Genomic DNA, 13,061 nt, shown 5'->3' with positions numbered 1-13,061 from the left:
AGCCAGAAAAGCCTGCTCATCATCGCCTCCATCCCAAAACGACGGCAGGGAATCTGATTTGCTACGGACCTTCAATACCCTGATTGGGTTTCGACCCTAGGTCGTCGAAGAAATCATCAATCCAGCCACGGCATGGCTCTGGGACGTAGCGCCCAAGCAGCCAGAGGCGAGAATCAGCTCGATGCGGGAAGGCCGTTAAGCCGATCCATAGCCGAGCAGCAACAGACGATCCAAGAAAGGTGCACACAAGGATCAACGAGAGGGTGTCGGCAATCTGGCTCGTCGAAGTACAAGACTATGCCCGCGCCTATGGAGGATACCGCCAAGACAATCCAGTCGAAGTAGAGGGCACCGGTTCCGGTTACGGCGACTGAAACCGGAGCGATCACCACCCATCAGGACGCGTGCCGAACCTCATCGGGTCCCGACCGGTCGCCATATTCGGTCTGCCCATGCCCGGCTGTGCGACCGCGGCACGAGCACTTCCTGGCGGCGCTGTTCCCGCTCTACCGTCGCCCAGGTTCGTCCACCACCGTGGCTGCCGGCAAATAGACTATTCGTTCGCGCGATCGTCTGGAGCCTAACTAATTGCACGCTCGACGATGTTGGAGTCGATTTCGATGGCGGCCATCCGCCCGAAAGCGTTCCAGCGCCTCCCGCGGGGGTGAGCGCGCAGCGGATCGCCTCGGCGGTTTTGGATTTCCCCGAGGCCTTACCCAGTTCCGCTTCCCATAGATCGAAGACGCACGCGACAATGGCCACGGACTTTTCCTGACGCAGCGCGGCGCCCAACATCCTTGCCACGAACCATGCCATAGACCTTCCACAATTCGTTCATGGCGATGATCGAATCCGTCGCGGCCTGCGAGACCACGCTGATGTGCAGGTCCTAGAATTTGCGCCGCAGGTGAGCGCGGCACCCGGCGAGCCAGGACTGCCAAGCGACAGTAGTGCCCAATTCTGACTCTCGGCGAGCGGGGCGGCCATCTAACGGGTCAGCCGAACGCCCTTCCTTACTTTAGAAGCGATAGCGAAGGCCGAAGGTGCTCGCGTTGGATCCTTCACCAAAATCGCCAAAAGTCCCGTCAGCGCCTGACCTATGGTGAAGCTGATAGACGAACTCGACATGCGGAGTCTGCCGAAGCTTGAATGCGACCTCGGGCCCGAGGAATCCCAGAAAGCTCGCGTCGCCGTCGTAGTGGATTTCGCGCGCGCGCTCGATCTCCGTCGGTCCGGTAACGACGCTCAAGCCGGCCGTAAACCCCGGCGCGATTGCCAGGTCGCCAATCACCAAGCCGTGGTGGCGGATCCGTAATCCGGCCCAAAGTTCTCCGGTAGTATCGTCATCATCGCCAAAACGGATCGCAGCGCCCGCCACGCCGCCAAGGACAAAACTTGCCCCGAGATCTTCGAAATCGCGGCCGTAGATGCCGCCGATCATGAAATTGTCGGTGTAGTCTGCGTCCCAGAACTGGACGACGCTGCCGAAAGAGCCGCCGGCAAAGACGCCGCCGAAGACATGGATATCGTTCTTCGCTTTTGGCGCTTCAGGGCTGACGAACGGGTCTTGCGTCGCGAGATAGATGAAGGGGGCGTTTTCGCCCGCATGGGCTACGCTCACTGACGCCATCAGCAAGGCTGCAGTGAGTATGGTTTTGATATCGCTCATCGAATTCCGCCCGAATCACACTGCCGATCGGGCAGCAAGTTGACATCTGTATGACCGCGATCACAACCCTATTCTCGCGTGCTCATGATCGAGACAATAATTTCGCAGGGATTATTGACGGCCGAGGCCGGGCGGAAACGGCGCCGAGCATGCCCGTGGCAGTCGGGTTCTTTACCTTAGCCGCCGGGAAAAGCCGCCGAAATTCAGCGGTCTCTTAAGCCGGTGAATGCGGAATGAGGCACCGGTCAGCGCTCGTTGCTCTCAACGCGTGTCCAAGGTCCGAGAACCAGCGTGGTTCGAGGTCTCCGGTCGGCTACGAGCGCCCTCGTTTCCCACCTGCCCAAGGAGAGCGGCGGGTCCCGCTCAGTCCAACGTTTGCCGGAACCGGTTGACAGCCACCGCCATCGCGACCAGCGTGAACAGGCCTAGCGCGCCGACGGGTATTGCCAGATGCGACAGGTCTGCCCCTTTCAACATGATGCCGCGAACGATCCTGAGGTAATGGGTCATTGGCAGCGTCTCGCCAATCCATTGGGCCCAGTCGGGCATGCCATTGAAAGGAAACATGAAGCCCGAGAGCAGTATGTTGGGCAGAAAGAAGAAGAAAGACATCTGGACGGCCTGAAGCTGGTTCGAGGCTAGCGTCGAGAACGTGTAGCCGACGGCAAGATTTGCGATGACGAAGAGCGTCGTGAGCGCCAACAGCAGTGCAAGACTTCCGACGATCGGAACGTCGAACAGCAGCCAGGCCGCCGACAGGATGAGCACCATCTGGAATGCGCCGACAAGAACGTAGGGGGCGATCTTGCCAAGCATGATCTCGACCGGCCTGATCGGCATCGCCAGAAGGCTCTCCATGGTCGAGCGCTCGATCTCGCGCGTGACTGAAAGCGCGGTGAAGATCAGCATCGTCATGGACAGGATCGTGCCCATTAGCCCTGGAACGATATTGAGATGCGTGTCCCCGACCGGATTGTACCGTCGATGAATTCGGATCTCGTAGGGCGGAGGCGTCGAGGCGAGAGACGCGGTTGGTCCGATGAGATCGCGTTCGAAAGCCCGCGCTGCGATCCCTTCCAGAGCCCCGACAGCGTTCACCGTGGCGGAAGGGTCCGTGGCATCGGCGATGACGAGAACCGCGGGACGCTCGCCGCGAACGAGCTGGCGGCCAAAGTCGGATGGTATTTGAACGCCGAACTGAACGGCTCCCGACAGGATCAAGTCGTCGAGTTCGCTTTCACTCGCCACCCTCTCGCGAATGTCGAAATAGCCGGTCGTCCGCATCGCGGCGAGGAAAGACCGTGTGAAGACGCTTTCGTCCTGCGCCAGCACGGCTGTTCGAAGTTCCTTCGGATCGGTGTTGATCGCATAGCCGAAAAGAAGGAGCTGGACCAGGGAGATGAAAATCATCGAAATCAGCGTCACCCGATCACGTCGCAACTGGATGAATTCCTTGACAAGGACCGCCACAAAGCGCCGCCATGCCGCCACCGGTCCTTGCGTGGTTCGCGGATATGTCAGCACCGGGGTCATCTGAAGTTGTCCCGGCCGCGGTCCATCAGGTCGATGAAGACGTCTTCGAGCGTCGGCTGGTCGCGACGCCAACTGTAGCGTTCGTCAGCTCTTGCAGCCTCAGTGGAGCGCATGAGCAGCGCGGGGTCTCGACCGGCCACATGCAGCGCCGAACCGAAGGGCGCGACCATATCGACCCCCGGCCGCCCTCGAAGTGTCTCGGCAAGTTGACGCAAGGCGATACCGGTCACTGTCCAGGTCTCAAGGCCGGACTGCGCGACGACATGCGCAACTGTTCCCGCGGCGAGGAGGCGGCCGTAGGCAATATAGGCAATCTCGTGGCAGCGCTCCGCCTCGTCCATGTAGTGCGTCGACACGAGCACTGTGAGGCCTTCTCCCGCGAGACGATGGATCTCGTCCCAGAAATCGCGCCTCGCCTTCGGATCGACACCAGCCGTTGGTTCGTCCAGAAGAAGAAGTTGCGGACCCGGCAGAATACTGGCGCCAAGCGCGACACGCTGCTTCCAGCCACCTGACAGCTCGCCAGCAAGCTGATGCGCCCGGTTCTCCAGCCCGAGGCGATGCAAGGCATCTCCTGCTGCTCCTCGCGGATCGTCGAGACCGTGAATGCGGGCCACAAATTCGAGGTTCTCGCGGATCGAAAGATCCTCGTAGAGCGAGAAGCGCTGCGTCATGTAGCCGACATGACGCTTGATCTCGTCCGATTGGGTGAGAATGTCGTAGCCCAAGCAGGTCCCACGGCCAGCGTCGGGCGTCAGCAGGCCACAAAGCATGCGTATCGTCGTCGTCTTGCCGCTGCCGTTCGGACCGAGAAATCCGTAGATGAGGCCGCGACGGACTTCCATGCTAAGGTCGGAGACGACGGTTCGGCCGTTGAACGATTTCGTCAGGCCGGAAACTTCGATGGCGATGTCTCCCGCAAACGCACCGGCGGCCTTGATTGGTTGCGCAGGACTGGGCAGCGTGGCACGCATAACTACCTCTTCTCTGCCACGGCATCAGCTGTCGGAACCACAGTTACCGGAAGTCCGACGGGCAGGGCATGCTCGTTGCCGATGAGGCGTGCTTCGACCTTGAAGACCAGTTTGGAACGCTCTTCCTCGCTGAAAATGACCGGCGGCGTGAACTCGGCTTCCCTGGCGATAAAAGTAATGCGGCCTTCGATGTCGGGCGCACATCCGTCACAACTCACCAGGATTGCGCCGCCGAGCGAAAGCGCAGAGAGAGCAGGCTCGGGCACAAAAAAACGAATCCGCAGATTGCCGTCAGGCAAGAGGGCCAGCACAGGGGTACCCGCCGGGACGACCTCACCGGCGCGGTAGAAGACATCTTCCACACGGCCGTCCTCGGGGGCCCTGACTTCCGCTTTGGCGAGCCGCTGGTCAGCCTCTGCCAGCGCGGCTTTTGCCGCGTCGACCGCACCTTCGGCCGCGCGAATATCGTTGTCACGGCCACCGAGCCCGGCTGCAACAATCTGCCGCCGAATTTCCTCCTGGGCAGCGCTATTCTGTTGATGTGCCGCTTCTGCCTGCTCGACAAGAGCCTTCGACGCTACCCCCTTGCGGAAGAGTTCGCGCTGACGGTCGAGTTCGATGGCGGAGAGCTGACTTGCCGTTGCGGCGCGGCGCTCCGACGCCCTGAGAACCTCGATCTCTTCAGGCCTCTGTTGGGGAGCCTCGACGTTCCGCAATCTTGCTTGCGCCTCGCGCAAACGAGCTTCTGCCTGCTGAAGTTGTATCTGCTTGAGAGCAGTATCTTGTCTAAACAACGTCTGATTCCGTTGAACGTCATCGCCAGAATCTACGTGAATCCGAAAGATCGTTCCCCCTTCTTCCGCGGAAACATAGATCGTCTGACCCTCGACATAACCTTGGAATCGGGGCAGCGGCGCATCGCTTTTCGGGTTCGTCAGGAAGAGGGCTGGCAACGCCACTCCTGCTGCTATCATCACAAGGCCGGCCCGACGCATTGTCATAGGTCCGATCGCATTGCTCGCTGCAGGAGGTCGAGGTGCGATTCAATCATGGCTCCCAAGTCGAGGGGCTCGACGTCCTGGAACAGATCGTTCCAGGTTATAGCCACCAGGACGGATGCGACCGCAAGCTGTGGAAAGCGAACCAGGACATTCGATCCGAATTCGCCCCGCTCACACGCGCGCTGCGCGATTTGCTTCAGGAACTCCATGACGGGATGCACGAGTTCCCGATGGCAGAAGGCCGCAATCTCCGGAAAGCGACCGACCTCCGACAGGATGAGTCGCGCGATAATTTCCCGATCCGTTCCGAGAAATTCGTTTCGCACCCAGTGGGAAAGGAGACCAAATACTGTTTGGGCCGATAAATCCTGCGCCAGCAATTCAGTTCGCAAGCTATCGACGGGCAGCACAATGGACGTCCGGATCAGCTCTTCGAACACCGCCTGCTTCGAGGGGAAGTAGAGATAGATCGTGCCCTTGGCGATGGCCGCCCTGGTAGCGATATCCTCAAGACGCGATGCGCCAAGACCTTTCTCGGCGAAAGCGTCCAGAGCCGCACTCAATATTGATTGAAGCCGTGCTTGGCGTTCCTCGTCGGAACGCGCCGCCCGAAATTTCTGAGCCATAGGAGAAAGATAGTGACTGAAAAGTCAGTCAGCAAGGCTCGACATGGCGAGCCTCGCAGAATTTTGCGTCCAGGCTCCTAAGCGGCGCCCGGTTTCAGCAGCGACGCGGCGTTCTTGCCGAGGAAATCGCGCACGCTGGCAGGCGCTTTCCCGGTGAGATCTTTCACATCATTGGTGCTGACGGCCATATGGCCTTTTGCGATTGCCTGGTCGAAGGACGCGAAGGCTTCGGCCATGGTCGGCGGCAATCCGTTGGCGATCATCCCGGCACGAAGGTCATCCACGGTAATCGGGACATAGGCGATCGTCTTGCCCGACAGGTCCGACAATATCGCGGCGAGATCGCCCTGCGAGATGAGGTCGGGACCGGTGACATCATAGGTTTTTGTTTCGGTTTCGTGCATCAAAGCAGCAGCTGCCACCCGCGCGCAATCTTCGCGGGTGACATAGCCCGCTCGGCCCTGGCCCGTAGCGGCAAACAGTTGGCCCGATTTGATGGCTTGCGGTGCGCTCATCAGGAACAGATCGGTGTAAAGGTTGTTGCGCAGGATGGTATGGGGGATGCCGCTTTCAACCAAAATAGCCTCGGTTTCCCGGTGATCAACGGCAAATGTGATCGGCGAGTCCGGGCCAGGGTTGGTAAGCGACGTGTAGACTATGTGCTCAACGCCAGCGGCCACCGCGGCCTCGATGGCTCCGTTGTGAGCAACCAGGCGCTTTCCGGGCTCCAGGTCGTCGGTGCTGATGATCAGCAACCGCTTGGCTGCGGCGAAAGCATTCTTGAGGCCCACCGGATTATTGAAATCGGCGCTGCGCACCTCGACACCTTGCGCGGCCAGCCGCGTCAGTTTATCCACCGACCGCGTCGTAGCGATCACCGGCCCGGCTCCGCCCTCCAGCAACAGTTCCACAACCCGGTGTCCCAGATGGCCCGAGGCTCCGGTGACCAGGAACGGCCCGTTCTGCATTGCTGTCATGATCTTGCTCCTTGAGGTTAAGATTTGAATTGATGTCGCATTAGCCAAAACGGAATGCGGATTCGACGGCGCCCATCACCACATCATCCAGCACCTTGACGCCGATATCGGCCCCGGCGGCTCCCGCCACCACATGCAGCGGCAGGAAATGCTCCTCTCGCGGGTGGGCATCGAGGGCAGCGGGCACGCGCATCCAGTCCATCAGCACCGCATTGCGCGCTGCCGGATCCGGGTCGGTCACCGCCCCGGTCAGCCAGTCGTCAAAGACCTGCGACGCCGGCTCCACGTCCTGCGTCCCGCCGCGCATCCTCTTCATCAGCACGCCCATGTTGTGATAGCTCATGCCGCTGCCCAGGATCAGCACGCCCTCATCACGCAGAGGCTCCAGAGCAGCTCCCATCGTCAGATGCGCTGCCGGGTCATAATCGGCACGCAGCGACAGTTGCACCACCGGCACGTCCGCCTCGGGAAATACCAGCTTCAGCGGGATGAATACCCCGTGATCATAGCCCCGCACGGCGTCGCCCCGCACCGAAAATCCCGCCGCCCCCAGCAGGTCCGACACGCGCGCCGCCAGATACGGTGATCCAGGCGCGGGAAAGCTCAACTGATAAGTATGTGCCGGAAATCCGTAATAGTCGAACAGCAGCGGCGGCTTGGCGCCGGTCTGCACTGTGACCTGCGCTTCCTCCCAATGGCCCGAAACTACCAGCGCGGCTTTGGGCTTTTCCGGCAGGCTGGCCTGTACCCCGCGCAGAAAGCTCGCCATCCGGTCCCAGGTGTTTGGAGGATCCCAGTCCATGAAGAAACATGGTCCGCCGCCATGTGGGATGAACAGGGTGGGCATCCTGCTCACGCCAGCGCTCCCTTCGGCTGGATCGGAAGCTTGCGATAGCGGCCCCAGACAACGAACAGCGCCAGCGCCAGCAAAATGGCGTTGACCGGCCCGACCATTGCGATATCGCCCTGTGATATGTGAACGGGCACCGCCAGGATCTGAATGATCGCAAATCCCAGCGCGGCCAGCGGCGTGAGCAACGGTTGTATGCGGGTCAAGGCAGGCACGAGAATACCGATCGCACCGGCCAGCTCCGCCGTTCCGATAAACCGGACCAGCCATGACGGAACATTTCCCGGCCAGGCCAGCATCCCCGCAAGGTCGGACAGAGGCATGGTCACCTTCATAACTCCGGCTGCCCCGAACACCAGGGCGAGCAGGACCTGGGCCGTCCACAGCGCGATGTTCAGGTTCCTGGCCGACATCGCTTCCCTCCATAGTGCGTTTTTGATACTTTCATCCTATTCGTAATCAACGCCATGGGAAGTAGGCACGTGCGGATAAGTCTGTTACCTGCGCGTAACCATGAAAGGAGAAGCCGTGAACATTGATGTCTCGATCGATGCCGCCGGCCCCATCGCGCCCGAGATCTGCCCCGTACGACCGCTGCTGGACCGGATGGCCGACAAGTGGAGCCTTCTCGTGATAGCACGTTTGGCTGAGGCAAGCGGAAACCGACTGCGTTTCTCAAAATTGATGCGCGCTGTTGGAGGGGTATCCCAGCGCATGCTGACGACGACGCTCCGCAATCTCGAGCGCGACGGGCTTGTCACCCGTGAAGTGTTCGCGGAGGTCCCCCCTCGGGTCGAGTACGAGCTGACCGAAAGAGGAAAGAGCTTTCTCATTCCGGTTCGTACGCTGATCGGCTGGCTGGAAGCCAACTGGCCCGACATACAGCGCAGTCGCGAACTCTACGACCAGAATGATTGAAATTAGGACTCTGTCAGCGTGGAATACCACGAGCATCTTATGGCTTACCTCGAAGGCCCGCGATAAGGGGGCCAATCGAGCGCTGGTATTTCTTACACGTTCGACATATAATGCTGAAGCTCTGTTCGGAAGACATTGTCAACATTGGGGGTTTCCGAGCGGAAACGTCAGATATATCCCTGGGTCAGGAAAGTGGCGCGTGAAATGGCCACGGGGTTCTCTACATCCTCCTGCCACGCCCGCGCAGACAAGGTCGCAGTTCGTCTGCCGATGCGCTCGATCGCGGCTTGCGCATAGCAATCGGCGGCGATCGTCGATCGCAGATAGCTGGCATTGTGACTGAGAGTTTTTGGCATGGACGTCGCCTCCGTCTGAAAGGCGAGCATGCTTGATGCCGAAAGCTCGCAGAGACTGGCGACGATGCCGCCATGCAGCGCCCTGATCATCGGATTGCCAATGTGATGTTCGGCAAAGCAAAGCTTGAGGACGACGCAATCGGCGTCAATCCGTGGCTGGATATTCAGGAACCGGGCGAAAGGTGAAATGGCCAGGCAGTCCGTCAAAGAGAGATAGCCAGCCTCGGTCTGACCGACTGTGGAAGACATGATCGTGCTCATGATATGGGATTGATTGCAGGTCCACGCGTGCCGATCATGAACGTGGCAGTTCCAAATGCGAACATCTTCCCGTGTTCCTCACCGACGACATGCCCACGCACATGAGCTACCTGTTCAGACGATCCGCCGTATTCTGCGTGGCAGATGACAGATTCTCCCCGGCGAGGCGTCGATGTGAAGTCGACGTTCAGGCCGATCGTGGCCACAGGAGCCAGTTCCTCGAGATTTGCGAGCACAACAAGTCCAAAAATGGAATCGAGAGCGGTCGTGAGTATCCCGGTCGAGAGACTCATCCGACGCCAACTCAAATTCACGGTTGAAGGGGATTCGGACCTCGACTCGCAGGAGGTCAAAGCGAATGAACTCCAGACGAAGCGATTTAAAGAGCTTGTTGCTTGTCAAGAAGTATCTCGCGAGTCTTTCCAAGCGTTCTGATTGTTCGCCATTTGAGGAATGTCCAATGAAACTGGTGTTCACTTAGCGCACCTATGTTTTCCGTAGCGCCTGCCTTACTAAAATGACGATTGATCATGTAGAAAATAGCTTAACTCTTTCGCAGGTTATTTGTATTTCACAGTACGTAAACCGAACCCGCAGGACCGTCGTAAGCCAGCGCTGAAAGATAAATGCGCACATTTTAGTTGCCAAACAGGCCGCGCCGCGGCGGCCGGCTGGCCCCGGTTTTCGCATCGTAGTTTATGCGCACTTCCGCGCCATCCCCCATGAAATAGACGATTCGGTACTCGCCCTCTGCAAACGTAATGCTTTCGATGGCATAGAAACCCGGACGTCCTTCAACTTGCTCGATCACAGTCGACAGCTTGATGCTGTCCGGGGGCGGCAACTTCGATAGCGGATCTTTATCCTGAGCGGAGGCAGAAATAAGCGTTCCGAACAACAATCCTGAGGCGAAAAGGGGAGAATGAAAACGCATCGAAGACCTTCCATTTCGGTGAGTATGGGGGGTTCCGGAGTCTGGGGCCCACGTGCTGGTCAACTGGCGTCTGACGCCCTCATGCTAAATGCTCGGCGGACTGGCGAGGTTCCCGGTCATATGCGAAAGCCCGGCCCGCATCAGTTCGATATGTTGTTCGCCGACACCCTGTTCGGCATTATTGCAGAGGGCGCTCACAATCGCCTCGACCCTGGGCACCAGTGCTTTGCCCCGGGGCTCCAGATAGATGCACTTGACGCGACGGTCCACCTCATTGCGCTTGCGGACGACCAGGTCTGCAGCCTCGAGCCGGTCGAGGTTATCGACAAGCGTCATTGGTTCGCACGAAAGAATTTGAGCCAGCTGGGCTTGGTTGAGACCCTCGTTACGGGCCAAAAACATTAGCACGCGCGCTTCGGCCGGCGTAAGAGCCAGTCCTGCAAACTCGAATTCGACCAAGAGTTGTTTTCGAAATGCTTTGACGAAGGCAATAGCCTCAAGGGCCATAGCGAACTTTTCAGGGAGGAAGCCGACGCCAGTATCCCTCTGTGGCGTCACCGCGGAGCTGCTCGGCGCCGGGTTGACGACAATCACTCGGGGACTCCTTGGCTCGTTTTGAGTCTGTCGAACTCCGCGTCGGAAACCTCCATTCGTCCGATCAGCATGCTGCAGTCGAGATGGTCGATGAGGTATGTGGCGACGGACCCCGACCACCAGCGCGCCAGTGTCCCGTGCTGGCGGTGTCCGATGACCACGAGATCAGCGTTGATCTCCTTCGCGACGGCGCGAATTTCCGGGCCGGGATCGCCCATCGCAAGCCGCGTGTCAGGTTCAAACCCGATCTCCCGCAAACGTCGTTCACCCTCAGCGAGGATGTTTTTATACACCTCGCTCTGCTCGCCCACGATTCCGGGATAAACACCTTCGGCCAAGACAATCCCGGTGGAAATCTGCACAACCGCCAGCAGACACACCTGGGCCTCGCAAAGCCGCGCCAAGCGGGCGCCTTCGCGCAGCGCCAGACGACCTTCAACGGACCCGTCATAGGCGAGGAGGATGCGTCGATACATAGGTAACTGGGTTGCCACGTTGCACCATAACGGAAGTTGCGCTATGTCGTTAGCATACTATCAATAAGAAAGCTATCAAGTGGGCATCGGCCAGGAATTCGCCATGGAGCTTGCACGGGTTGGCCGTCGCTGGAGAACCGGCCTTGATGCGCGCGTGAAACATCTCGGATTGACGCAAGCGCGATGGATCGCGCTGCTGCATCTGCGACGATCGGGGGCGATGTCGCAAAGGAATCTCGCCGAGCAGATCGGGGTTGAGGGACCGACCCTGGTGCGTCTTCTGGATGCGCTCGAGCAGCGTGGTCTGATCGAACGCGTCGATTCCGATGATGATCGGCGGGTCAAGAATATCCATCTCGCGGAAAGCGCTAAGCCGCTTATCGAGGAGATCACGCGCATTTCCGATGCGTTCAGGGAAGAACTGCTCGAAGGCGTCCCTGCGAATGATCTGGCCACGGCGCACCGCGTGCTGGGTCTCATCGGCGACAGGCTGGAAAGATCGTAGAATGAACATGGAAACAAAGCCGTCGCAATTCTCCGGGGCGGCGCACGCAGATGCTGGCACTGACGAGACACCAACAGCTACGAAAAAGAGCGGGCGAGGGCGCAGGTTGGTTCGCGCGACGGCGCTTTTCGCGGTGCTCGGCGTCGTCGCCTATTTCACCTATCCCTGGCTGGCCGCGCGGTGGACGCATGTCTTTCTCGACGACGCCCGGATCGCGGCAAATATGATCGCCGTCAGCAGCGAAGTGTCCGGCAGGATCATATCGCTTCCCGTCATCGCGGGCGACAAGGTCGTTCGTGGACAGGTTTTGGCCACCATCGATGCGGCATCCGCCTCACAGGAACTGAAGGGCCTGGAAGCACAGGTCACAGGCGTCAAATCCCAGCAGAACCAGCTGCGTTCCCAGCAGGTGTCGTTTTCCATTTAATTCGGTTCTTCCTCAATTTGTGTGGTTCATCTGCAGATTCCGAAGTTATCCGGCCGGCAATTCCGACTTGAAGCCGGCCACCATTCCGGAATGAAGCCGGCCACGATTCCGATCAATAACCGGCCACTTTGAAGCCGGGGCAAACACTTGGGTCAGCAACTTTGGCATGACGGTCCTTTTCAGCAAGGGACGCGTGATGCCGGCAAAGAGAAGGCTGACCATGAGACAATTACGACACCTGCTTCGACTTGCCGGGGACGGCACGAGCGCCCGCAACATTGCCCTGACGCTCGGGATCGCGCGCAGCACGGTTCAGGACAATCTGAAGCGTGCGGCAGCGGCTGGGCTGACCTGGCCACTGCCGGGCGACCTGACCGACGACGCACTGGAGAACCGGCTCTTCGCGCGGGCCGGGGTCAAACAGGGGCTGCGGCGGCGTCCCGAGCCGAACTGGGCGCAACTGGCTCTGGAGCTGAAGAAGCCCGGCGTCACGCTGATGATCCTGTGGGAAGAATATCGCGCCATCCATCCCGATGGTTACGGCTACAGCCGCTTCTGCGATCTGTTTCGTAGTTTCGAGCGGCGGCTTTCGCCGACCATGCGCCAGGAGCATGTCGCCGGCGACAAGGTCTTTGTGGACTATTCCGGCAAGAAGATTGCCGTTGTCGATCGCTCGACTGGCGAGATCCGCGAAGCGGAGATCTTCGTCGCTGTCCTGGGCGCTTCCGGCCTCACCTATGCGGAAGCAACGTGGACACAGACGCTTCCCGACTGGATTGGCGCGCATGTGCGCATGTTCCGCTTCTTCGGCGGTGTTCCACGCCTGATCGTGCCTGACAATCTGAAGTCTGGCGTCAACCGGGTCGTTGAGATTGTCGGCCTGCTTGGCCACAGCGCTGGTGGCCGTCCTGGCGAGCGGTTGATGCAGCGACTCGGCATGCCGGTCAGCGACGACACCAT

General features: G+C 59.6%; 16 protein-coding genes and 1 pseudogene. 4 read left to right on the top strand and 13 right to left on the bottom strand.

Annotated features, from left to right (window positions below; translation table 11 throughout):
• Positions 1-507 precede the first annotated feature (507 nt).
• The 9 genes and pseudogenes from V1479_RS25840 to V1479_RS25800 all read right to left on the bottom strand — a co-directional run.
• Positions 508-928 (bottom strand): annotated as a pseudogene (locus V1479_RS25840) (IS66 family transposase); the annotation flags it as partial.
• 90 nt (positions 929-1,018) lie between these two features.
• A complete protein-coding gene (locus V1479_RS25835; protein WP_173194979.1) occupies positions 1,019-1,669 on the bottom strand; it encodes a hypothetical protein in 651 nt (216 codons plus the stop codon).
• Positions 1,670-2,032: 363 nt separating this feature from the next.
• Positions 2,033-3,202, bottom strand: coding sequence for an ABC transporter permease (locus V1479_RS25830; RefSeq protein ID WP_173194980.1), 1,170 nt, complete (start codon positions 3,200-3,202; stop codon positions 2,033-2,035).
• Positions 3,199-4,176, bottom strand: coding sequence for an ABC transporter ATP-binding protein (locus V1479_RS25825; RefSeq protein ID WP_173194981.1), 978 nt, complete (start codon positions 4,174-4,176; stop codon positions 3,199-3,201). The genes V1479_RS25830 and V1479_RS25825 overlap by 4 nt, the downstream gene beginning before the upstream one ends.
• 2 nt (positions 4,177-4,178) lie before the next feature.
• Positions 4,179-5,129, bottom strand: coding sequence for an HlyD family secretion protein (locus V1479_RS25820; RefSeq protein WP_368805346.1), 951 nt, complete (start codon positions 5,127-5,129; stop codon positions 4,179-4,181).
• Between the two features lie 44 nt (positions 5,130-5,173).
• Positions 5,174-5,803, bottom strand: coding sequence for a TetR/AcrR family transcriptional regulator (locus V1479_RS25815; protein ID WP_173194983.1), 630 nt, complete (start codon positions 5,801-5,803; stop codon positions 5,174-5,176).
• 77 nt (positions 5,804-5,880) lie between these two features.
• On the bottom strand, positions 5,881-6,780 hold the full coding sequence (locus V1479_RS25810; RefSeq protein ID WP_206680645.1) for an SDR family oxidoreductase: 900 nt from the start codon (positions 6,778-6,780) through the stop codon (positions 5,881-5,883).
• A 40-nt stretch (positions 6,781-6,820) separates the two neighbouring features.
• A complete protein-coding gene (locus V1479_RS25805; RefSeq protein WP_173195040.1) occupies positions 6,821-7,627 on the bottom strand; it encodes a DODA-type extradiol aromatic ring-opening family dioxygenase in 807 nt (268 codons plus the stop codon).
• Between the two features lie 5 nt (positions 7,628-7,632).
• Positions 7,633-8,043: a DoxX family protein gene (locus V1479_RS25800; protein ID WP_173194984.1), complete on the bottom strand. Its 411-nt coding sequence runs from the start codon at positions 8,041-8,043 to the stop codon at positions 7,633-7,635.
• A gap of 115 nt (positions 8,044-8,158) precedes the next feature.
• Here V1479_RS25800 and V1479_RS25795 point away from each other — a divergent pair, with 115 nt between their 5' ends.
• Positions 8,159-8,548 (top strand): winged helix-turn-helix transcriptional regulator, encoded by a 390-nt coding sequence (locus V1479_RS25795; protein WP_368805345.1) that lies wholly within the window; start codon positions 8,159-8,161, stop codon positions 8,546-8,548.
• Between the two features lie 167 nt (positions 8,549-8,715).
• Here the strand turns inward: V1479_RS25795 and V1479_RS25790 are convergent, their stop codons facing one another.
• From V1479_RS25790 to V1479_RS25775, 4 genes are all read right to left on the bottom strand, one after another.
• Complete coding sequence (locus V1479_RS25790; protein ID WP_206680646.1) at positions 8,716-9,165, bottom strand: PaaI family thioesterase; 450 nt, start codon at positions 9,163-9,165, stop codon at positions 8,716-8,718.
• Positions 9,166-9,802: 637 nt separating this feature from the next.
• Entirely contained in the window at positions 9,803-10,099 is a 297-nt protein-coding gene (locus V1479_RS25785) for a hypothetical protein (protein WP_173194986.1), read from the bottom strand.
• Positions 10,100-10,183: 84 nt separating this feature from the next.
• Positions 10,184-10,693: a MarR family winged helix-turn-helix transcriptional regulator gene (locus tag V1479_RS25780; RefSeq protein WP_173194987.1), complete on the bottom strand. Its 510-nt coding sequence runs from the start codon at positions 10,691-10,693 to the stop codon at positions 10,184-10,186.
• Positions 10,690-11,169 carry a universal stress protein gene (locus V1479_RS25775; RefSeq protein ID WP_173194988.1) on the bottom strand — a complete coding sequence of 160 codons (480 nt, stop codon included), beginning with the start codon at positions 11,167-11,169 and terminating at the stop codon, positions 10,690-10,692. The genes V1479_RS25780 and V1479_RS25775 overlap by 4 nt, the downstream gene beginning before the upstream one ends.
• A gap of 103 nt (positions 11,170-11,272) precedes the next feature.
• Here V1479_RS25775 and V1479_RS25770 point away from each other — a divergent pair, with 103 nt between their 5' ends.
• The 3 genes from V1479_RS25770 to istA form a co-directional block, all read left to right on the top strand.
• On the top strand, positions 11,273-11,674 hold the full coding sequence (locus V1479_RS25770; protein WP_173195041.1) for a MarR family transcriptional regulator: 402 nt from the start codon (positions 11,273-11,275) through the stop codon (positions 11,672-11,674).
• A gap of 133 nt (positions 11,675-11,807) precedes the next feature.
• Complete coding sequence (locus V1479_RS25765; RefSeq protein WP_173194989.1) at positions 11,808-12,101, top strand: HlyD family secretion protein; 294 nt, start codon at positions 11,808-11,810, stop codon at positions 12,099-12,101.
• A gap of 196 nt (positions 12,102-12,297) precedes the next feature.
• Positions 12,298-13,061 (top strand): IS21 family transposase (gene istA, locus V1479_RS25760; protein WP_368805349.1); only part of this gene is annotated, 764 nt, incomplete at its 3' end.

Origin of the sequence: Neoaquamicrobium sediminum (genome assembly GCF_040970315.1) — a bacterium.
Classification (GTDB): domain Bacteria; phylum Pseudomonadota; class Alphaproteobacteria; order Rhizobiales; family Rhizobiaceae; genus Aerobium; species Aerobium sediminum.
Note: the sequence above shows the minus strand (reverse complement) of the source record. Positions and strands in the feature narration are given on the sequence as shown.